The organism is Streptomyces sp. NPDC044571, assembly GCF_040647115.1.
In the GTDB taxonomy this organism is placed as follows: domain Bacteria; phylum Actinomycetota; class Actinomycetes; order Streptomycetales; family Streptomycetaceae; genus Streptomyces.
The window spans coordinates 1-20,482 of record NZ_JBEZBN010000033.1 but is presented as its reverse complement, the minus strand read 5'-3'; the positions used below and the strand labels follow the sequence as shown (position 1 = coordinate 20,482).

The following is a 20,482-nucleotide window of genomic DNA, read 5'->3' as shown; positions in this document are numbered from 1 at the left end:
ATTTGTGCACTATCAAGATCCACGCGGGCATCGCACAACGGCGGTGCCACGTCACGTACACAATCGTCACGTACACAGTCATGGGGGACGAGAAAAGTGAGCACCTTCGGCATGCGACGCGCTGCAACGGGCGCCATCGGTCTGGCAGTTGCCGGCACGCTGACGCTGACCGGCTGCAAGAACGGCAACGAGGAGGTCGCCCCGGCGCAGTCCAGCGCCCCGGCCGCACAGCCCTCCCAGCCCGGCGCCGAGCAGCCCAGCACCGCGGCCAGCCCGAGCACGGGCGGCGGCAGCAGCGCGGCTCCCGGTGGCGCGGCCGGCCAGGCGAAGTCCGGCCAGGCCTTCAAGCTCGGCGAGACCGCCACGGTCCCGTTCAGCTACGGCAGCAACAAGGGCGGCACCGTCGCCCTCACCGTCACCTCGGTCGACCAGGGCCAGCCCGCCGACCTGGACCCGCTCAAGCTCGGTGACAAGGTCAAGGGGATGATCCCCTACTACATCCACTACACGGTGAAGAACGTCGGCACCACCGACCTGTCGTACTCCTCCGTGGGCCACATCAAGGGCCTGCTGCCGGACGGCAGCGAGGCGCAGGGCGTGGCGGTCATCGGCAAGTTCGAGAAGTGCAAGGACGACTCGCTGCCGAAGGGCTTCACCAACGGCCAGTCGCAGACCAACTGCGTGATCGCGCTGGCCCCCTCGGCCCAGACGAAGGTGGCCGGCGCCGAGTACTGGGGCGACCCGTACAACAGCCTGAGCGACGGCAAGCCCCTCACCTGGAAGTAGCAGGCGGCCCCACCGGCCCCGCACCCCCGCGATCACCGAGCCCCTGTGGCGGCACCCCGCCGCAGGGGCTCGCGCACTGTCCGCCCGGCCGCCGGCGGCCGGTCCGGTCCACAATGGGGACATGCCCGAAGGAGACAGCGTCTGGCGCGCGGCGGCCCGGCTGCACGCGGCCCTGGCCGGCCGGGAGGTCACCCTCAGCGACCTCCGCACCCCCCGCCTGGCGACCGTCGACCTCACCGGCCGCACCACCCTCGACGTCATCCCCCGGGGCAAGCACCTGCTCACCCGGATCAGCGGCGACGGCGGCCTCACGCTCCACAGCCACCTGCGCATGGACGGCGCCTGGAACGTCTTCGCCGCGGACGAGAAGTGGCACGGCGGCCCCGCCTACGAGATCCGAGCCATCCTCGGCACCGAGTCCCACACCGCCGTCGGATACCGCCTGCCCGTCCTCGAACTGCTGCGCACCGCCGACGAGGACCGCGTCGTCGGCCACCTCGGCCCCGACCTGCTCGGCCCGGACTGGGACGCCGCCAAGGCGGCGGCCAACCTCCTCGCCGCCCCCGAGCGCGCCCTGGGCGAAGCCCTCCTGGACCAGCGCAACCTGGCCGGCATCGGCAACGTGTACAAGGCAGAGCTGTGCTTCCTCGCCGGGGTCACCCCGTGGACGCCGGTCGGCCAGCTCCCCGACCCGGACACCACGACCGTCCGCCTGGCCGGCGCCGCCCACCGCCTGCTGTCCGCGAACACCGGCCGGGGCGAGACCCGCAACACCACCGGCATCCGGCGCCACGGGCAGGCGCTGTTCGTCTACGGCCGCGCCCACCGCCCCTGCCTGCGCTGCGGCACCCCCGTCCGCCAGGCCCCCCAGGACGACCGCCCCACCTACTGGTGTCCCCGCTGCCAATCCGGCCCCACGCCCTAGTTGACGCTCCGTCAGATCAGGTCGTACGGTCCCGGCATGCCCACACCCAGAGCCCCGTACGACCTGACCGGCCGGACCGCCCTGATCACCGGCGCCGCGAGCGGCATAGGCCGGGCCACCGCCGCCCTCCTCGCCGAGGCCGGAGCCGCGGTGCACTGCGCGGACCTCGACGGACCCGGCCTCGCAGAGACGGTCGGGCTCATCGCCAAGGCCGGCGGGCGAGCCACCGCCCACCGCCTCGACGTGACCGACCGCACCCAGATCCGGGCCGCGGTCCAGGCCGCGGGCCCGCTCGACATCACCGCCGCCATCGCCGGCGTCATGCACACCAGCAGCGTGTTGGAGACGGCCGACGAGGACCTCGACCGGATCCTGGACATCAACTTCAAGGGGGTCCTGCGCACCTGCCAGGAGGCCGCCCGCTCCATGATCGCGGCCGAGCGTCCCGGCTCCCTCATCACCATGGCCTCAGGCGCCGTGGACGCCTCTCAGCCCGGCCTTGCTCTGCTACAGCGCCGCCAAGGCCGCCGTCGTCCAGCTCACCAAGACCCTCGCCACCGAGGCCGGCCCCCACGGCATCCGCGTCAACGCCGTCGCGCCCGGCTGGATCCGCACGCCCATGACCGCCCGCCACGGGCCCGAGGCCCAGGAGCAGACCGAGGCGATGATGATCCGGATGTCCCCGCTGCGCCGGGTCGGCGAGCCCGAGGACATCGCGCAGGCCGTGCTCTACCTGGCCTCGGACGCATCGTCCTTCATGACGGGCCAGATTCTGCGCCCGAACGGCGGAGTGGCGATGCCCTGGTAGCAGCAGCCGTGGAGGCCGACCTGCGCCGGCTCCTGCGCACCGGCTGGGGCGTGCAGTGCACCGGGAGCAGCCCCAGCCCCCAGCCGCCCACCGCCACCGTGCCCTCCACGGGGCCCGCCTCGGCCGGCGCCAGCGCGAGCCGCAGCACGGCCCACCACCACAGGGCGCCGATCATCAGCACGAGGGCCAGGACCGGATGGATGCGCAGTAACCGCCGCACGGATGCCTCCCGGGACCAGGGCCTGTCCTCCGGATCAGGCCCCGCCGCGATCCGGACTCGCCCCATCCTCCCGTACCCCCCGCGCCCGCGCACCCAGAACGGCGGGAGCCCCGGCCGGGGCTTCACGCACCGGCCGGGGCTCCGACCACGCTCATCTCATGCACAGCTCGCGCACAGAACCTCACGCGGCTACGACATTCACCGCTTCCGCAGGCGCCTTGATGGTCACCCGCTCCGGGCCGCCCGTGACCGAAGCCACGGAGACCGAATTGAGCATGGGCCGCACCGGCACCGTCACCGGTTCGCTTGCCGCGGACGACTGTGCCAGCTCGGCCAGCGACAGCTCGTCGCTGACTTCGCGCATCAGCTCGGACATCCGTACATCCAACGCGTCGCAGATCGCGGAGAGCAGCTCGGAGGATGCCTCCTTCTGCCCCCGCTCCACCTCGGAAAGATAGCCGAGAGAAACTCGGGCGGACGAGGAGACTTCGCGCAGAGTACGGCCCTGGCGCTGGCGCTGCCGACGCAGCACGTCACCCAGCAGGCGACGGAGCAGAATCATCGGTGGCTCCCTCCTCTGACCGTGTAGCCGCATCCTTCACGCCCCACCGTACCGCCTCGCGCCGCGGCCGTGCGGGGAGCGATGTCGTGTTCACTCAGGGCTGCAAACATCAAATCCCCCCGTTCTGTTCCGTATCCTGCCTCCGCACATTCTCGCGGAGTTCGCTTGAGAGCAGTTCGAGCACTGTGCGTGCACTCTCCCTACGGATTTCCTCCCGGGAGCCGTTCAACCTCAGCGGGACGCTTTTCCTGCCCCTCGGACCCGCCACGGCGACGAAAACGGTGCCCACCGGCTGCCCGTCCTGGGGCTCCGGCCCGGCCACACCGGTCGTCGCGATCCCCCACGACGCACCCAGCACCCGCCGCACCCCGGCCGCCATCTGCTCCGCGACCTGGGCGTTCACCGCGCCCTCGGCCGCCAGGAGCCCGGCGTCCACCCCCAGGACCCGGTGCTTGAGCTCGGTCGCGTACGCGGTGACCGAACCGCGAAATGACCGAGAAGCACCGGCGACGGCGGTGAGCTCCGCGGCCACCATCCCGCCGGTCAGCGATTCGGCGACGGCGAGGGTCTGGTCACTCTCCGCAAGCAGGCGGAGCGTCTCGGCAGCGAGCGCGGCGGCGCTGCCGGCTCCCGCGGCGGTTCCCCGGGCGCCCGAGAGCGCCCCACCGGCCACCGGAGATTCCCCCGCCGCGTATGTCACCTCGCGGCCCGCTCCGCGGCGAGGCCGCTGCGCCGCAGCACGACGGCCTGGCGGATGTAATCCAAACCGGTGACCACGGTCAGCGCGACCGCGACCGCCATCATCCAGAAGCGCAGGGTCGCGAGCGGCCCGGTCAGCGCGAGCACGTACATGCCGACCGCCGTGCCCTGCGCCAGGGTCTTGAGCTTTCCTCCCCGGCTGGCCGGGATCACTCCGTACCGGATGACCCAGAAACGCAGCAGGGTGATGCCGAGTTCCCGCCCGAGGATCACGCCGGTCACCCACCAGGGCAGATCGCCGAGCCAGGAGAGACAGATCAACGCCGACCCCATGATCGCCTTGTCGGCGATGGGGTCGGCGATCTTCCCGAAGTCCGTGACCAGGTTGTACGTCCGGGCCAGGTGCCCGTCGAAGATGTCCGTGATCATGGCCACGGCGAACGCGGCCCAGGCCAGCGCCCGCCAGACCGGGTCGTACCCGCCGTCGGCGAGGAGCAGGAGGACGAATCCCGGCACCAGGACCAGCCGGATCATCGTCAGGATGTTGGCGATGTTCCACAGGCTGGCCTGGTCGACCGCCGCAGCCCCGAGCTTCGCGCCGGGCACGGGCCGGCGGCCGGTCCCACCCGCCGCAGATGCCGGGACTCCGGTCATCCGGCCGCCTCCTCAAAGTCCAGGGGCTCGGCCACCAGGTCCACGCCCAGCGTGCCGACCACCTTGGCCGTCACCATACGGCCGGGCACCAGGCCCGTGCTGTCCGTGAAGACGACCTGGCCGTCGGTCTCGGGCGCCTGGTGCGCGGCGCGCCCGTAGGCACCGCTCTCGTCCTCGTCGTCCCCGCCCACCGGCTCGACGGTCTCGACGAGTACCTCCAGGGTCTCGCCGATCCGCTCCTCCGCACGCTGGGAGGTGAGCTCCTCGGCGAGCCGCTGCATGTGGGCGAGCCGCTCGGCGATGGTGTCCTCGTCGAGCTTGTGCTCGTACGTGACCGCCTCGGTGCCCTCCTCGTCGGAGTAGCCGAAGACGCCGATCGCGTCGAGCCGCGCGTGGGTGAGGAAACGCTCCAGCTCGGCGAAGTCCGCCTCCGTCTCGCCGGGGAAGCCGACGATGAAGTTGGAGCGGACACCGGCCTGCGGGGCCTTGCTGCGGATGGTGTCGAGGAGCTCCAGGAACCGGTCGGTGTCACCGAAGCGGCGCATGGCGCGCAGCACGTCGGGGGCCGAGTGCTGGAAGGACAGGTCGAAGTACGGCACGACCTTGGGCGTCGAGGTCAGCACGTCGATCAGGCCGGGCCGCATCTCGGCGGGCTGGAGGTAACTGACGCGGACGCGCTCGATGCCGTCCACCTCGGCCAGCTCGGGCAGCAGGGTCTCCAGCAGGCGGATGTCGCCGAGGTCCTTGCCGTACGAGGTGTTGTTCTCGGAGACGAGCATGATCTCCTTGACGCCCTGCTCGGCGAGCCAGCGCGTCTCCCCCAGCACATCGCCGGGGCGGCGGGAGATGAAGGACCCACGGAAGGACGGGATGGCGCAGAAGGAGCAGCGCCGGTCGCAGCCCGAGGCGAGCTTGACCGAGGCGACCGGGCTGGTGTCCAGGCGGCGGCGCAGGGGCGCGCGCGGACCGGAGGCGGGCGCGACACCGTCGGGCAGGTCGGCAGGGGCCGCGGCCGGCTCCTCGGCGGGCGCCTGCGCGTGGCCGGGCAGGGACACCTCGGCGGACTGGCGCGCGGCCGGGCTGATCGGCAGGAGCTTGCGGCGGTCGCGCGGGGTGTGGGCCTCCACGCTGCCGCCGTTGAGGATGGTCTGGAGGCGGTTGGAGATGTCGGCGTAGTCGTCGAAGCCGAGCACGCCGTCGGCCTCGGGGAGCGCTTCGGCGAGTTCCTTGCCGTAGCGCTCGGCCATACAGCCGACGGCGACGACGGCCTGGGTCTTGCCGTGATCCTTGAGATCGTTGGCTTCCAGGAGGGCGTCTACGGAGTCCTTCTTGGCGGCTTCGACGAAGCCGCAGGTGTTGACGACGGCCACGTCCGCATCGGCGGCGTCCTCGACGAGCTCCCAGCCATCCGCCGCCAAGCGGCCTGCGAGCTCCTCCGAGTCCACCTCGTTACGGGCGCAGCCAAGAGTGACAAGGGCGACGGTACGGCGTTCGGGCATGGGCTCAAGACTACTTTGTCCGAACGCCGACCCCCGCCCCAAGTCCCGGTAAACCAAGATCCCCGGGCTGCGGTGCAGCACCCCGGGGATCCGGAATTGCGTATTCAGTGCAGTTCAGCGCCGTTCGGCCCGCTCGGGCCGATCGGTTCAGCCTGCTTGGGCCGGCCCCTGGCGGGGGTCGTCCTTCGTGTAGGTGAGGCGTTCCACCTGGCCCGGCTGGAAGTCGTCCTTGATCTCCTTGCCGTTCACGAAGAGCTTCACGACCCCGGCGTCGCCGAGGACGAGATCGATGGACTCCTTGTCCGTGAAGGTCTTGGACTCGCCCACGGCCAGCGTCCCGTCGAAGAGCAGGCGGCCGCTGTGGTCCTTCGCGGAGACCCAGCTGTCGCCGTCGTTGGCCGTCAGGACCACCGTGACGAGGTCCTTGGGCGCGGCGGCGATGGCGCTGTCCGAGGGCTCCGGCTTGGCGGGCTTCGGGGCCTGCGGGGGCTGGGCGGACTGCTTCGGCGCGGCCTGCGGGGAGGCGGAACCTTCCGCCACGGGCCGCTTGCCGTGGTCGCCACCGCCGCCGAAGGCGGTGAAGCCGACGAAGCCGATCACGGCGACGATGGCGGCGACCATGGCCGCGGTCCAGTTGGGCCGCTGCCGTTCGGGACGGATCCGCTCGGCGTCGAACATCGGCGCGGCAGGCGTGGGAGCCGGCCGGCCGCCGTGGGCCGCGTCGTACGCCTCGACCAGGGGTACCGGGTCGAGGTGGACGGCGCGGGCGAGCGTACGGATGTGACCGCGGGCGTAGACGTCGCCGCCGCACCGCGTGAAATCGTCAGCTTCGATCGCGTGCACGATCGGGATGCGCACGCGCGTGGTGGAACTGACCTCGTCGACAGTGAGCCCGGCGGCGATCCGGGCCGTCTTCAGGACCGTCCCGATGGACGGCCCTTCGGCAGGACGTTCGACGGGCTGCTCCTCGGACCTGATGTCGGTCGAAGGCTGCTCATCTTCGGGGGAGTTGGATTTGCCGATGGACACGAGGGCGCCTTTCGAGCGTGTAGCCACCTGCTGGATGTCCAGTCTAGGGGGGTGACGAAAGGGTGGAGCAACCGGAGGGTGGACTTCCGTACGCCATCCGCATGGCGACGGCCGTCCGGGGCCTTGCAGCGGCCCGCCGCCGCGCGCCGAGCCGCCACCCCCTCAACTGGACGCAGACCCAAGGGAAACGGTTGCCCGTCGTTCCCTTACGGGTGAGCCTCCCCCCGGATGACGGCGAGGACCCCGTCCAGCTCGTCGGCCTTCACCAGCACATCGCGCGCCTTGGACCCCTCGCTCGGGCCGACGACGCCCCGCGACTCCATCAGGTCCATGAGCCGGCCTGCCTTGGCGAAGCCCACGCGGAGCTTGCGCTGGAGCATCGAAGTCGACCCGAACTGGGTGGAGACCACCAGCTCCGCCGCCTGGCACAGCAGGTCCAGGTCGTCGCCGATCTCCTCGTCGATCTCCTTCTTCTGCTTCTGCCCGACCGTGACGTCGTCCCGGAAGACGGGCGCCATCTGGTCCTTGCAGTGCTGCACGATCCCGCTGATCTCGTCCTCGGTGACGAAGGCGCCCTGGAGGCGGACCGGCTTGTTCGCCCCCATCGGCAGGAACAGCCCGTCGCCCTTGCCGATGAGCTTCTCCGCTCCCGGCTGGTCGAGGATGACCCGGCTGTCGGCGAGCGAGGAGGTGGCGAACGCGAGCCGCGAGGGAACGTTCGCCTTGATCAGGCCGGTGACCACGTCCACCGAGGGCCGCTGGGTGGCCAGCACCAGGTGGATCCCGGCCGCGCGGGCCAGCTGCGTGATCCGGACGATCGAGTCCTCCACGTCGCGCGGGGCCACCATCATCAGGTCGGCGAGCTCGTCGACGATCACCAGCAGGTACGGGTAGGGGCTGAGCTCGCGCTCGCTGCCCGGCGGCAGCTTGACCTTGCCGTCCCGGATGGCCTGGTTGAAGTCGTCGATGTGCCGGAAGCCGAAGGCGGCCAGGTCGTCATAGCGCAGGTCCATCTCGCGCACGACCCACTGGAGCGCCTCGGCGGCCCGCTTGGGGTTGGTGATGATCGGCGTGATCAGGTGCGGGATGCCCTCGTACGCGGTCAGCTCGACGCGCTTGGGGTCCACCAGCACCATCCGGACGTCCTCCGGGGTGGCCCGGACCATGATCGAGGTGATCAGGCAGTTGATGCAGGAGGACTTTCCGGAGCCGGTGGCACCGGCGACCAGCACGTGCGGCATCTTGGCGAGGTTGGCCATGACGTAGCCGCCCTCGACGTCCTTGCCGAGCGCGACGAGCATCGGGTGGTCGTCCTCGGCGGCGTCCGCGAGGCGCAGGACGTCGCCCAGGTTGACCATCTCGCGGTCGGTGTTCGGGATCTCGATGCCGACGGCCGACTTGCCCGGGATCGGGCTGATGATCCGGACGTCCGGCGAGGCGACGGCGTAGGCGATGTTCTTCGCCAGCGCCGTGATCCGCTCGACCTTCACCGCGGGGCCGAGCTCCACCTCGTAGCGGGTGACCGTCGGCCCCCGGGTGAAGCCGGTGACCCTCGCGTCGACCTTGAACTCGGTGAAGACGTTCGTCAGCGAGGCGACCACCGCGTCGTTGGCGGCGCTGCGGGTCTTGCCCGGTCCGCCGCGCTCCAGCAGGTCGAGCGAGGGCAGGGCGTACGTGATGTCCCCGCGCAGCTGGAGCTGCTCGGCGCGCGGCGGCAGGGGCTGGTTCTCGGGCGGGGCCTTGGTGAGGTCCGGCACCGACAGCGTCCCGGAGGCCGCTGCGGTGCTGTCGTGCGGAGCCTCGGCCGGCCCGGGTACGGCCGTACGGGGCTGCGCGGCGGCCTCCTCCGGCTGCTCCTCCCGGGCGGCGGGCACGGGAGCGGTGGCCTGACCGCCCTTCCGGTCGGAGGTGATGCCCTGGGTCAGGTCGGCCACCAGCGGGGAGGGCGGCATCCCCCCGAGCACCACCCCGTCCAGCGCGGCGGCGGCGGCCGCGGCCACGTCGACGGCGTCCATCTCGCGGCCCGGTGCGGGCCGGCCCGATGCACGGCGCGGGCGGCGGCGCCGGGCGAGGGCCTCCTCCTCGGCGGCGTCGACGGGGCCCCCCTCGGCGACGGCTCCCGTGCGCGCCCGCCACTGCTCGGGGTCGTGCCGGCCCGGCCGGCCGGCGGCGCCCGCCTCCCCGAGGTCGTCGTACGCGTTCGGGGCGATGATCCCGAGCCGGATGCCGAGCCGCCGCAGCCGCTGGGGGATCGCGTTGACCGGGGTCGCGGTGACCACCAGCAGGCCGAAGATCGTCAGCAGCACCAGCATGGGCACCGCGAGCGGCGCCCCCATGGTGAAGATCAGCGGCTTCGAGGCGCCCCAGCCGATCAGCCCGCCCGCGTTCTGCATGGCGGTGGTGCCCTCGCCGCGGCCGGGCGCCCCGCAGGCGATGTGGACCAGGCCGAGGACGCCGATGACGAGGGCGGACAGGCCGATGCCGATCCGGCCGTTCGCGTCGACCTGTTCCGGGTGGCGGATGAACCGCACCGCCATGACCCCGAGCAGGATCGGCACGAGCAGGTCCAGCCGCCCGAAGGCCCCGGTGATCAGCATGGTCACCAGATCCCCGACAGGACCGCTCAGGTTCGACCAGGTCCCGGCGGCGACGATCAGTGCCAGCGCGAGCAGCAGCAGCGCGACACCGTCCTTGCGGTGGGCGGGGTCGAGGTTCCTGGCACCCTGGCCGATCCCCCGGAAGACGGCGCCGACGGCGTGCGCGCAGCCCAGCCACAGGGCGCGCACCAGCCGCAGCACTCCCCCGGTCGGGGACGGCGCGGGCTTGGCCGCCGCCTTCTTGGCGGGGGCACGCCGGGCCGCGGCGGCCTTCTTCGGGGCAGGACCCCGCGCCGGGGCCGCCTTCTTTTTCGCCGGGGCCGTCGTCCGGCCGGTGCGGCCCTTCGCGGTGCCCGCGCTGCTCTGGGAACCCTTGCCGGACGTACGTGAGGCCATGCGCCCGAGGTTACCGGTGCGCACGCCGGTGGACACGCGTGCCCACCCCTTCACCCGTTCGTGTCGCCCGTCGTGCGCGTCCTTTGACGCACCGCCAGACCTGACGGAGCGCCAGGCCGGCGCGTACCGCTCAGCTCTGCGCGGGCAGCGAGGGCGCTCCCCCGCCGGTACCGGGCTCCAGCGCGTCGAGCGCCCGCCGCAGCCCGGTGAGCTTGCGCTCCAGGTGGGCCGCGGTCGCCACGACCCCCGGGTCGGCCGACTCCTCACCGAGCTGCTTGGTCAGCGCCTCGGCCTGCTCCTCGACCGCCGCGAGCCGCGCGGAGAGCTCCGCCAGCAGTCCGGCCGTCTCCTTGCTGCCCTCGCCGTCGGTGCCGCCCTCCAGCTGGAGCCGCAGCAGTGCCGCCTGCTCGCGCAACTGGCAGTTCTTCGTGTAGAGCTCCACGAACACCGACACCTTCGCCCGCAGCACCCACGGGTCGAAGGGCTTGGAGATGTAGTCCACCGCGCCCGCCGCGTAACCGCGGAAGGTGTGGTGCGGACCGTGGTTGATCGCGGTGAGGAAGATGATCGGGATGTCCCGGGTCCGCTCCCGCCGCTTGATGTGCGCGGCCGTTTCGAATCCGTCCATTCCCGGCATCTGCACATCCAGCAGGATGACCGCGAAATCGTCCGTCAGCAGCGCCTTGAGTGCTTCCTCCCCCGACGACGCCCGGACCAGTGTCTGATCGAGCGCGGAGAGGATGGCCTCCAGCGCCAGCAGATTCTCCGGCCGGTCGTCGACCAGGAGGATCTTGGCCTTCTGCACCATGCCCTGTCCTCCTCGCCCCGGCATGGGGCCTCCCCGGCTCCTGGCACCGGCCTGTACGCCGGGCCCCGCCCCAGAGGACGACTTCCTTGCGCCGTCCGTCCTTGTGCCGGTCATCGTAGCCCCAGTCCCGAGATCGCCACACCCTGTCACCAGGATGTCACTGTGCACGAAGCAGAAACGGTGTGGGGGAGCAGAAGGTTCCCCGTATACCGGCTCCCCACACCGCTCCCGCCACAGTCAGTCAGCAATTGGTATCGGTCCGCTCCGCACGTGATCACTTCCCGCGCATCCACTGCTCCATCACCGACAGCAGGTAGTCCGGGTCGACCGGCTTGGTGACGTAGTCGGACGCCCCGGAGTCGATGGCCTTCTCCCGGTCGCCCTTCATCGCCTTCGCCGTCAGCGCGATGATCGGCAGCCCCGCGAACTGCGGCATCCGCCGGATCGCCGAGGTCGTCGCGTACCCGTCCATCTCCGGCATCATGATGTCCATCAGCACCACCGTCACATCGTCGTGCTGCTCCAGGACCTCGATGCCCTCGCGCCCGTTCTCCGCGTACAGCACCGCCAGCCCGTGCTGTTCCAGCACGCTGGTCAGCGCGAACACGTTGCGGACGTCGTCGTCCACGATGAGGACCTTCTCCCCGTGGAAGTCGTACGACCGGGGCGGCACCGGCAGTTCCTCCTCCACGGCGCCCCAGCCGTCCTCGGCTCCCTGGACGTTCGGCTGCCCCGGCACCGCCGTACGCGGCTCCAGGTCGCTCAGCGCCTTGCGCCGCCGCCGGAACAGCGCCGCGCCACCCTGTCCCTGCCCCCGCCCGGCCGCCTCCGCCGTCGGCAGCGCCGGCTGCGCCTGCGCGGGCGCCGAGGGGGCGGGCGCCCCCTGGGGCACCGGCAGCGCGGGCCGCGCCCCGTCGAGCGGCCTGCGGTAGACCTCGGCGGCCCTGCCGCCGCCGGGCGTGGGCGGCGCGTACCCCTGCGGCGGCAGCTCGGTCGGGTGCAGCGGCAGGTACAGCGTGAAGGTGGAGCCGCGGCCGGGCTCGCTCGCCGCGTGGATCTCCCCGCCGAGCAGCCGGGCGATCTCCCGGCTGATGGACAGCCCGAGACCCGTACCGCCGTACTTGCGGCTGGTGGTGCCGTCCGCCTGCTTGAACGCCTCGAAGATCACCAGCATCTTGCTCGCCGCGATCCCGATCCCGGTGTCCGTCACCGAGAAGGCGATCAGATCCCCGTCGGCCTCCGTCAGCGAGCCCGCCTCCAGCAACTGCTCGCGGATCGCCGTCGGCACGTCCGCACCGGCCGGCCGGATGACCAGCTCCACCGCCCCGGTGTCGGTGAACTTCACCGCGTTGGACAGCAGGTTGCGCAGCACCTGCAACAGCCGCTGCTCGTCGGTGTGCAGGGTGGCGGGCAGCTCCGGGGAGACCCGTACCGAGAAGTCCAGGCCCTTCTCCGCGGTCAACGGCCGGAAGGTGGCCTCCACGTAGTCCACGAGCTGGACCAGCGCGATCCGCGTGGGCGAGACGTCCATCTTCCCCGCCTCGACCTTCGACAGGTCGAGGATGTCGTTGATCAGCTGGAGCAGGTCCGAACCCGCGCCGTGGATGGTCTCCGCGAACTCCACCTGCTTCGGCGACAGGTTCCCGTCCGCGTTGTCCGCGAGCAGCTTCGCCAGGATCAGCAGGGAGTTGAGCGGGGTCCGCAGCTCGTGCGACATGTTCGCCAGGAACTCGGACTTGTACCGCATGGAGACCGCGAGCTGCTCGGCCCGCTCCTCCAGGACCTGCCGCGCCTCCTCGATCTCGGTGTTCTTGACCTCGATGTCCCGGTTCTGCTGGGCCAGCAGCTCCGCCTTCTCCTCCAGCTCCGCATTGGCGGCCTGGAGCGCCTTCTGACGGTTCTCCAGCTCGTCGGAGCGCTCGCGCAGCTGCTCGGTCATCTCCTGCGACTGCTTGAGCAGCATCTCCGTCTTGGAGTTGACGCTGATGGTGTTGACGCTCGTACCGATCATCTCGGCGATCTGGCTGAGGAAGTCCTTCTGGATCTGCGTGAACGGCGTGAAGGAGGCCAGCTCGATGACGCCCAGCAGCTTCCCCTCGAAGAGCACCGGCAGCACGATCACGTGCGCGGGCGGCGCCTCGCCGAGCCCCGAGGAGATCTTCAGGTAACCGGGCGGGGTGTTCTCCACGAGGATCGTCCGCTTCTCCTCGGCGACGGTCCCGATCAGCCCCTCCCCCGGCCGGAAGGAGGTGGGCATCTGACCGCCCGCGTACGCGTAACTCCCGCGCATCCGCAGCTCGTACGCGCCGTCCGAGCCGCCGTCCGTCCCGATCTCCGTGGTACCGCCGGCCGGCAGTGCCAGGAAGAACGCCCCGTGCTGCGCCGAGACCACCGGGGTGAGCTCGCTCATGATCAGCGAGGCCACGTCGTCGAGCTCGCGCCGGCCCTGCATCAGGGCCGAGATCCGGGCGAGGTTGCCCTTGAGCCAGTCCTGCTCCTTGTTGGCCAAGGTGGTGTCGCGCAGGTTCGCGATCATCGTGTTGATGTTGTCCTGGAGGACCTGGATCTCCCCCGCGGCATCCACGTCGATCTTCAGGTTGAGGTCGCCACGGGTCACCGCGGTGGCCACGGCCGCGATCGCCCGCACCTGCCGCGTCAGGTTCCCGGCCATCTCGTTCACGGACTCGGTCAGGTCCCGCCAGGTGCCGTCCACGTCCCGCACCCGGGCCTGGCCGCCGAGGATGCCCTCGGTGCCCACCTCGCGGGCCACCCGCGTCACCTGGTCGGCGAACGAGGACAGCTGGTCGACCATCGTGTTGATGGTGGTCTTGAGCTCCAGGATCTCGCCGCGCGCATCGATGTCGATCTTCTTGGTCATGTCGCCCTTGGCGATGGCGGTCGTGACCATGGCGATCTGCCGCACCTGGCCGGTGAGGTTGGAGGCCATGAAGTTCACCGAATCGGTGAGGTCCTTCCACGTGCCCGACACACCCGGCACGTGCGCCTGACCGCCAAGCCGCCCCTCCGTACCCACCTCGCGGGCCACGCGGGTGACCTCGTCGGCGAAGGAGGACAGCGTCTTCACCATGGTGTTGACCGTGTCGGCGAGCTGCGCGACCTCGCCGCGCGCCTCGACCGTCACCTTCTTGGTCAGGTCGCCGTTGGCGACCGCCGCCGAGACCTGCGAGATGTTGCGCACCTGCGAGGTCAGGTTGTTGGCCATCAGGTTGACGTTGTCGGTCAGGTCCTTCCAGATGCCCGTCACCCCGCGCACCCGGGCCTGGCCGCCGAGGATGCCCTCGGAACCCACCTCGCGGGCCACCCGCGTCACCTGCTCCGCGAAGGACGACAGCTGGTCGACCATCGTGTTGACGGTCGTGACGAGTTCGAGGATCTCCCCCTTGGCGTCGACGGTGATCTTCTTGGACAGGTCGCCCATCGCGACGGCCGTCGTCACCTCGGCGATGTTGCGCACCTGCGAGGTCAGGTTGTTCGCCATGAAGTTGACCGACTGGGTGAGGTCCTTCCAGGTGCCGGAGACACCCTTGACCTCGGCCTGACCGCCGAGGATGCCCTCGGTGCCCACCTCCCGGGCCACCCGGGTCACCTGCTCCGCGAAGTTCGAGAGCTGGTCGACCATGGTGTTCAGGGTGTTCTTCAGCTCCAGGATCTCGCCGCGCGCATCCACGTCGATCTTCTGGGACAGGTCACCGCGAGCCACCGCCGTCGCCACCTGTGCGATGTTGCGCACCTGCGAGGTCAGGTTCCCGGCCATGCCGTTCACCGAGTCGGTCAGGTCGCGCCAGACGCCGGCCACCCCGGGCACCTGCGCCTGACCGCCCAGCCGGCCCTCCGTGCCCACGTCCCGGGCCACCCGGGTCACCTGCTCGGCGAACGCCGAGAGCTGGTCGACCATCGTGTTGATGGTGTTCTTCAGCTCCAGGATCTCGCCGCGCGCATCCACGTCGATCTTCTGCGACAGGTCACCGCGGGCCACCGCCGTGGTGACCTGGGCGATCTGGCGTACCTGGGAGGTCAGGTTCCCGGCCATGAAGTTGACCGAGTCGGTCAGCTCCTTCCACGTGCCGGACACCCCCTCCACCCGTGCCTGGCCGCCGAGCCGCCCCTCCGTGCCCACGTCCCGGGCCATCCGCGTCACCTGGTCGGCGAAGCTGGAGAGCTGGTCCACCATCGTGTTCACGGTGTTCTTCAGCTGGAGCATCTCGCCGGAGACGTCCACGGTGACCTTCTGCGACAGGTCGCCGTTGGCGACGGCCGTCGTCACCTGCGCGATGTTGCGGACCTGGCCGGTGAGGTTGCGGAAGGCGGTGTTCACCGAATCGGTGAGGTCCTTCCACGTACCCGCCGCACCCGGCACCTGCGCCTGACCGCCCAGCTCGCCCTCGACGCCGACCTCACGGGCCACCCGGGTCACTTCCGCACCGAACGACTGGAGCTGGTCCACCATCGTGTTGACGGTGTTCTTCAGCTCCAGCATCTCGCCGGCCACGTCGACCGTGACCTTCTGCGACAGGTCGCCGTTGGCGACGGCCGTCGTCACCTGGGCGATGTCCCGCACCTGAGTGGTCAGATTGCGGAAGACCGTGTTCACCGAATCGGTGAGGTCCTTCCACGTACCCGCCGCACCCGGCACCTGCGCCTGACCGCCGAGCAGGCCCTTCGCGCCGACCTCGCTGGCCACGCGCGTGACCTCGTCCGCGAAGGTCCGCAGGGTCTCCGTCATCTGGTTGATGGTCTCGGCCAGCTGCGCCACCTCGCCCCGGGCGCTGACCCGTACCTTCTGCGACAGGTCGCCGTTCGCGACGGCCGTCGTCACCTGCGCGATCCCACGCACCTGGGCGGTCAGGTTGCCCGCCATCGTGTTGACGGAGTCGGTCAGGTCCTTCCACACACCGGCGACGCCCGGCACCTTCGCCTGGCCGCCGAGCTCGCCCTCCGTACCCACCTCGCGGGCGACCCGCGTCACCTCCGAGGAGAACGACGACAGCTGGTCCACCATCGTGTTCACGGTGTTCTTCAGCTGGAGCATCTCGCCGGCCACGTGCACCGTGACCTTGCGCGACAGATCGCCCTTCGCCACCGCCGTCGTGACGAGAGCGATATCACGCACCTGAGCAGTGAGCCGGTACGCCATCGTGTTGACGGAGTCGGTCAGATCCTTCCAGGAACCCGACATTCCGCGCACCTGGGCCTGGCCGCCGAGCTTGCCCTCGGTACCCACCTCCAGCGCGACCCGCGTCACCTCGTCGGTGAACGCGGACAACTGGTCGACCAGGTTGTTGACCGTACGCCCGACCTTCAGGAACTCCCCGCGCAGCGGATGCCCGGCCCCGTCGGCCGTCAGCGTCCGCAGGTCCATCCGCTGGTCCAGATCGCCCTCGGCCACCGCCGACAGCACCCGGCCCACCTCGGACACCGGCCGGGCCAGATCGTCCACCAACTGGTTCGAGGCGTCGATCGCGGCCGCCCAGGACCCCTCGCAGGCGCCTGTTTCCAGCCGTTCGCTGAGCTTGCCCTCCCGCCCCACCATCCGGCGGACCCGGGACAGCTCTCCGGTCAGGTGCAGGTTGCGGTCGGCGACCTCGTTGTAGACGGCGGCGATCTCCGCCATCACGCCCTCGCCGGACACCGTCAGTCGCTTGCGGAAATTCCCGTCCCGCATCGACACCAGGGCCGTGAGCAGCCGGTTCAGGGCGGCGGTATCGACTTCCGTCGTCCCGTTCCGACGGGACCGCCCGCCCTTCGGGCGCGTACCCGTACGTCGCACCGCTGCGCCAGACTCCACCGTGTCCCTCCCGAAAGGGTCGACCACTGTTCCACCGAGACCCGGCGAGTCAAACGCCCGGCTGTTCCATCCTGCCCAGTGTTTCACCCTGGCCGAACCCGGCCATAACACTTCGGCACCATCGCACACCGGCCGCACCCTGCGGGTGGAATCCCCCACGACGGCACCAAGCCGACCGCGAAGGTAAGTAACCTGGCATCCGATGTCCAACCGCGTCGAAGGAGACTCGTGATCACGGCTCGGGCGGCTGCCAGCTTCGATCCTCTCGGGCGCTCGGTCGCCGCCGCCCGTACGTTCGTCCGCGACACCTTGCAGGGCTGGGGCTTCGCGGACATCGTCGACGACGCCGTCGTCCTCACGAGCGAGCTCGTCACCAACGCCGTGGTCCACGCCGGAACCAAGGCCGAGGTCCTGTGCCTGCGCACCGAGGACGGCGTACGCGTCGAGATCGCCGACCGGTATCCGGAGCGGGAGCTGCCGCTCCAGCACCCCGGTGAGCGCCCGTACGCCGACCCCGACCGCGAGAACGGCCGCGGGCTGATGCTCTGCGCCGCCCTCGCCACCCGCTGGGGCGTCGAGTACACCGCCACGCACAAACACGTGTGGTTCCGCCTCGACCTCCCGGACCGGCCGGTCGGTACCCGCTCCGCCGGACCCGTCGTCCCGGACCGGCTGCTCCCCCTCGCCGACAGCCGGGTCCGCGTCGCCGTCATCCAGATCGACGCCTCCGACCACATCTCCGCCTGGAACGAGGACGCCGAGCACATCTTCGGCTACCCCGCCGGGAAGGCCCTCGGCCGGCCCCTCGCCGAACTCGCCGCCTGGCCCCAGACCCCCGGCACCGGCACCGGCATCGCCGAGGCCCTGCGCCTGTCCCGCTGGGAGGGCAGTTACGGCATCCGCGGCGCCGACGGCCGCGTGATCCCCGTCTACGCCTCCCACCTGCGGGTCCGCGATGCCCACGGGGAACCCTCCATCGTCTGCCTGCTGGTCCACGACGACGAGCGCGCGCTGCTCCAGACCCCCGTACGGGTCCCCGCCGCCGACGGCAGCCAGCTCACCGAGCCCCGTCCCGCGGACCCCTTCGAGGTCTTCATCGGCTCCCCCGCCCCCGACGACCTCGACGGCCTGCTCCAGCGCACCGTCGAACGCGCCCGCGACATGCTCGACGCCGACTCCGCGTTCCTGCTGCTCGCCACCGACGACGAAACGGAGCTGGAGGTCCGGGCCACCACCGGCCTCCCCTCCACCCGCCAGCGCTTCGCCCGCGTCCCCGTCGAAGCCGGCACCAACCGGTACGGCTCCGCCCGGATGCCCGCCGTCCACGACGACCTGATCGCGGTGCCCGGAGCCGTCCCGCTCCTGGAGTCCACCGGCATGCGCTCCGTCATCACCGTCCCGCTCAAGGTGGAAGGCCGGCTCACCGGCTCCCTCGGCGTCGCCGCCGAGGTCCCCGGCCGCTACTCCAACGAAGAGGCCCTCCGCCTCCAGTTCGCCGCCGACCGCATCGCCCTCGCCGTCGAGTCCGCCCGGCTCGGCGAACTGGAACGCCTGCGCCGCGGCTCCCTCTCCTTCCTCGTCGAGGCCTCCGACCTGCTCGCCGGCACCCTCGACCGGGACCAGACCCTGGCCCTGATGGCCCAGATGACCGTGCCGACCCTCGCCACCTGGTGCGCCGTCTACACGATCGCCGACCAGTCCTCCGAGCCGTACCTCTCCTACGTCCTGCACGAGGACGAGGAACGCATCGACGGCCTCAAGGCCCTGCTCTCCCGGATCAGCCCGCCCGAATCGGTCCGCGAGGCCGGCGCCCGCAACTGGCCCGCCACGGCCCAGGCGGTCGGCGGCGAGACCGTGGTCCTCCCGCTCCTGGCCCGCAACCGGGTGATCGGCATGCTCACGCTCGGCAAGCCGTCCGAGGAGCACTTCCGCCAGGAGATCCTGGAGCTCGCCGAGGACCTCTCCCGCCGAGCCGCCCTCGCCCTGGACAACGCCCGCCTGTACTCCGAGCGCACCGCCATCAGCCGCTCCCTCCAGCGCAGCCTGCTCCCGCCCGGCTCGCCCGCGATCCCCGGGATGGAGGTCGAGGTCATCTACCGCGCGGCCGGCGAGGGCAACGAGGTCGGTGGCGACTTCTACGACGTCTTCCCGATCCGCGACGGCGCGTACGGCTTCGCCATCGGCGACGTCTGCGGTACGGGCCCCGAGGCCGCCGCCGTCACCGGCCTCGCCCGGCACGCCCTGCGCCTGCTGGCCCGCGAGGGCCTCGGCGGCCCGGCGGTCCTGGAGCGCCTGAACGCGGCCATCCTCGACGAGGGCGCCCGCAGCCGCTTCCTCACCCTCCTCTACGGTGAGCTCCACCCGCAGCCGGACGGCGGCGCCCTGATGAAGGTGGTCTGCGCCGGCCACCCCCTTCCGCTGCGCCTGCGCCCGGACGGCGAGGTCACCCCGGCCGCGGAGCCGCAGCCGCTGCTCGGCGTGATCGACGACCTCGACCTCTACGAGCAGACCCTCACCCTGGAACCGGGCGATGTGCTGCTCTGCGTCACGGACGGCGTGACGGAACGCCGCGAGGGCACCCGCATGCTCGGCGACGACGGCCTCGCCGAGGTCCTGACCACCTGCACGGGCCTCACGGCCGGCGCGGTCGCCTCCCGCGTCCTGCGCGCGGTGGAGCGGTTCGCCGCCGAACCCGCCTCGGACGACATGGCCATCCTGGCCTTCCGCGTCCCCGAGCAGCGGCACGGCGACTGAATTCGGGTGCGTCCCCGGGCAGCCGGAGCTATGGTCTGCGACCATGCCGATATCTCGTACGCGCCCTGATTTCACCGCAGATGAACGCACGCAGCTCGTGGGCTGGCTCGACTTGCAGCGCTCGATCATCCAGTGGAAATGCGAGGGAATCTCCGAAGAGGACGCCCACCGCCCGGTCCTGCCCGCCTCCCCACTGATGACGGTCGCGGGCATCGTGTCCCACATGCGGTGGACCGAGCAGTGTTGGTTCGAGGTGCTCTTCCTCGACCACCCGGCGACGGGCCCCCAGTTCGTGGGCGAAGAAGACGCCGACTTCATGGTGGAGGGCGTCCCGCTGGCCCGGCTGCTCCAGGAGTACGACCGCCAGTGCGCCGCCTCCAACGCGATCATCGCCGCTCATGACCTGGACGAAGTCGGCCGCAACCGGGACTTCAAGTCCGGGTCCGCCTCACTGCGCTGGATGCTGATCCACATGATCGAGGAGACGGCCCGCCATGCCGGCCACCTCGACACCATCCGCGAGCTCCTGGACGGCGAGACCGGCTACTACTAGCCCGGAAACGCAAGAAGGCCCCCGCCTGATGGCGGGGGCCTTCTTTGTGGAGCCCTTTAACGGAATCGAACCGTTGACCTTCTCCTTACCATGGAGACGCTCTACCGACTGAGCTAAAAGGGCGGGTTGTTCGGCGGCGTCCTACTCTCCCACAGGGTCCCCCCTGCAGTACCATCGGCGCTGAAAGGCTTAGCTTCCGGGTTCGGAATGTAACCGGGCGTTTCCCTAACGCTATGACCACCGAAACACTATGAAATTCGAACGCTGGCTGTAATCACAGCTGTTCGTTATTTCAGAACTAACACAGTGGACGCGAGCAACTGAGGACAAGCCCTCGGCCTATTAGTACCAGTCAGCTCCACCCGTTACCGGGCTTCCACATCTGG

General features: G+C 70.7%; 13 protein-coding genes, 1 tRNA gene, 1 rRNA gene and 1 pseudogene. 5 read left to right on the top strand and 11 right to left on the bottom strand.

Annotation, left to right across the window (positions count from 1 at the left end; all coding sequences use genetic code 11):
- Positions 1 to 111: 111 nt before the first annotated feature.
- The 3 genes and pseudogenes from AB0B01_RS19040 (at position 112) to AB0B01_RS19030 (ending at position 2,519) form a co-directional block, all read left to right on the top strand.
- Complete coding sequence (locus tag AB0B01_RS19040; protein WP_361720007.1) at positions 112 to 786, top strand: hypothetical protein; 675 nt, start codon at positions 112 to 114, stop codon at positions 784 to 786.
- Positions 787 to 907: 121 nt separating this feature from the next.
- Positions 908 to 1,711 carry a DNA-formamidopyrimidine glycosylase family protein gene (locus AB0B01_RS19035; protein WP_361720004.1) on the top strand — a complete coding sequence of 268 codons (804 nt, stop codon included), beginning with the start codon at positions 908 to 910 and terminating at the stop codon, positions 1,709 to 1,711.
- Between the two features lie 36 nt (positions 1,712 to 1,747).
- Positions 1,748 to 2,519, top strand: a pseudogene (locus tag AB0B01_RS19030) (SDR family NAD(P)-dependent oxidoreductase).
- Here AB0B01_RS19030 and AB0B01_RS19025 read toward each other — a convergent pair.
- From AB0B01_RS19025 to AB0B01_RS18985, 9 genes are all read right to left on the bottom strand, one after another.
- The gene (locus AB0B01_RS19025) at positions 2,467 to 2,694 is read right to left on the bottom strand and encodes a hypothetical protein (protein ID WP_361720121.1); all 228 of its coding nucleotides are present in this window, start codon (positions 2,692 to 2,694) and stop codon (positions 2,467 to 2,469) included. The pseudogene AB0B01_RS19030 and the gene AB0B01_RS19025 sit on opposite strands and share 53 nt — an antisense overlap.
- A gap of 226 nt (positions 2,695 to 2,920) precedes the next feature.
- Positions 2,921 to 3,301 carry a helix-turn-helix transcriptional regulator gene (locus AB0B01_RS19020; protein ID WP_356850346.1) on the bottom strand — a complete coding sequence of 127 codons (381 nt, stop codon included), beginning with the start codon at positions 3,299 to 3,301 and terminating at the stop codon, positions 2,921 to 2,923.
- Positions 3,302 to 3,410: 109 nt separating this feature from the next.
- Positions 3,411 to 3,890, bottom strand: coding sequence for a CinA family protein (locus AB0B01_RS19015; protein ID WP_361720118.1), 480 nt, complete (start codon positions 3,888 to 3,890; stop codon positions 3,411 to 3,413).
- A gap of 107 nt (positions 3,891 to 3,997) precedes the next feature.
- Entirely contained in the window at positions 3,998 to 4,654 is a 657-nt protein-coding gene (gene pgsA, locus AB0B01_RS19010; RefSeq protein WP_361720000.1) for a CDP-diacylglycerol--glycerol-3-phosphate 3-phosphatidyltransferase, read from the bottom strand.
- Positions 4,651 to 6,153, bottom strand: coding sequence for a 30S ribosomal protein S12 methylthiotransferase RimO (gene rimO / locus AB0B01_RS19005; RefSeq protein ID WP_361719997.1), 1,503 nt, complete (start codon positions 6,151 to 6,153; stop codon positions 4,651 to 4,653). Before rimO ends, pgsA begins: the two co-directional genes overlap by 4 nt.
- Positions 6,154 to 6,300: 147 nt before the next feature.
- Positions 6,301 to 7,182, bottom strand: coding sequence for a RodZ domain-containing protein (locus AB0B01_RS19000; protein ID WP_361719994.1), 882 nt, complete (start codon positions 7,180 to 7,182; stop codon positions 6,301 to 6,303).
- Positions 7,183 to 7,388: 206 nt separating this feature from the next.
- Positions 7,389 to 10,175, bottom strand: coding sequence for a DNA translocase FtsK (locus AB0B01_RS18995; protein ID WP_361719991.1), 2,787 nt, complete (start codon positions 10,173 to 10,175; stop codon positions 7,389 to 7,391).
- 130 nt (positions 10,176 to 10,305) lie between these two features.
- A complete protein-coding gene (locus AB0B01_RS18990) occupies positions 10,306 to 10,983 on the bottom strand; it encodes a response regulator (protein WP_361719988.1) in 678 nt (225 codons plus the stop codon).
- 274 nt (positions 10,984 to 11,257) lie between these two features.
- Entirely contained in the window at positions 11,258 to 16,789 is a 5,532-nt protein-coding gene (locus AB0B01_RS18985) for a HAMP domain-containing protein (RefSeq protein ID WP_361719985.1), read from the bottom strand.
- Between the two features lie 228 nt (positions 16,790 to 17,017).
- Here AB0B01_RS18985 and AB0B01_RS18980 point away from each other — a divergent pair, with 228 nt between their 5' ends.
- Positions 17,018 to 19,543 (top strand): SpoIIE family protein phosphatase, encoded by a 2,526-nt coding sequence (locus AB0B01_RS18980; protein WP_361719982.1) that lies wholly within the window; start codon positions 17,018 to 17,020, stop codon positions 19,541 to 19,543.
- A 43-nt stretch (positions 19,544 to 19,586) separates the two neighbouring features.
- The gene (locus tag AB0B01_RS18975) at positions 19,587 to 20,096 is read left to right on the top strand and encodes a DinB family protein (RefSeq protein ID WP_361719979.1); all 510 of its coding nucleotides are present in this window, start codon (positions 19,587 to 19,589) and stop codon (positions 20,094 to 20,096) included.
- A 47-nt stretch (positions 20,097 to 20,143) separates the two neighbouring features.
- Here the strand turns inward: AB0B01_RS18975 and AB0B01_RS18970 are convergent.
- Together AB0B01_RS18970 and rrf are read right to left on the bottom strand one after the other, a co-directional pair.
- Positions 20,144 to 20,219, bottom strand: a tRNA-Thr gene (locus tag AB0B01_RS18970).
- Between the two features lie 5 nt (positions 20,220 to 20,224).
- Positions 20,225 to 20,341, bottom strand: a 5S ribosomal RNA gene (rrf, locus tag AB0B01_RS18965).
- Between the last annotated feature and the right edge of the window lie 141 nt (positions 20,342 to 20,482).

Coding starts and splice junctions, on each gene's coding strand:
- AB0B01_RS19040 (WP_361720007.1), top strand. CDS start 112: ATGCGACGCGCTGCAACGGGCGCCATCGGTCTGGCAGTTGCCGGCACG.
- AB0B01_RS19035 (WP_361720004.1), top strand. CDS start 908: ATGCCCGAAGGAGACAGCGTCTGGCGCGCGGCGGCCCGGCTGCACGCG.
- AB0B01_RS19025 (WP_361720121.1), bottom strand. CDS start 2,694: ATGATCGGCGCCCTGTGGTGGTGGGCCGTGCTGCGGCTCGCGCTGGCG.
- AB0B01_RS19020 (WP_356850346.1), bottom strand. CDS start 3,301: ATGATTCTGCTCCGTCGCCTGCTGGGTGACGTGCTGCGTCGGCAGCGC.
- pgsA (WP_361720000.1), bottom strand. CDS start 4,654: ATGACCGGAGTCCCGGCATCTGCGGCGGGTGGGACCGGCCGCCGGCCC.
- rimO (WP_361719997.1), bottom strand. CDS start 6,153: ATGCCCGAACGCCGTACCGTCGCCCTTGTCACTCTTGGCTGCGCCCGT.
- AB0B01_RS18995 (WP_361719991.1), bottom strand. CDS start 10,175: ATGGCCTCACGTACGTCCGGCAAGGGTTCCCAGAGCAGCGCGGGCACC.
- AB0B01_RS18990 (WP_361719988.1), bottom strand. CDS start 10,983: ATGGTGCAGAAGGCCAAGATCCTCCTGGTCGACGACCGGCCGGAGAAT.
- AB0B01_RS18975 (WP_361719979.1), top strand. CDS start 19,587: ATGCCGATATCTCGTACGCGCCCTGATTTCACCGCAGATGAACGCACG.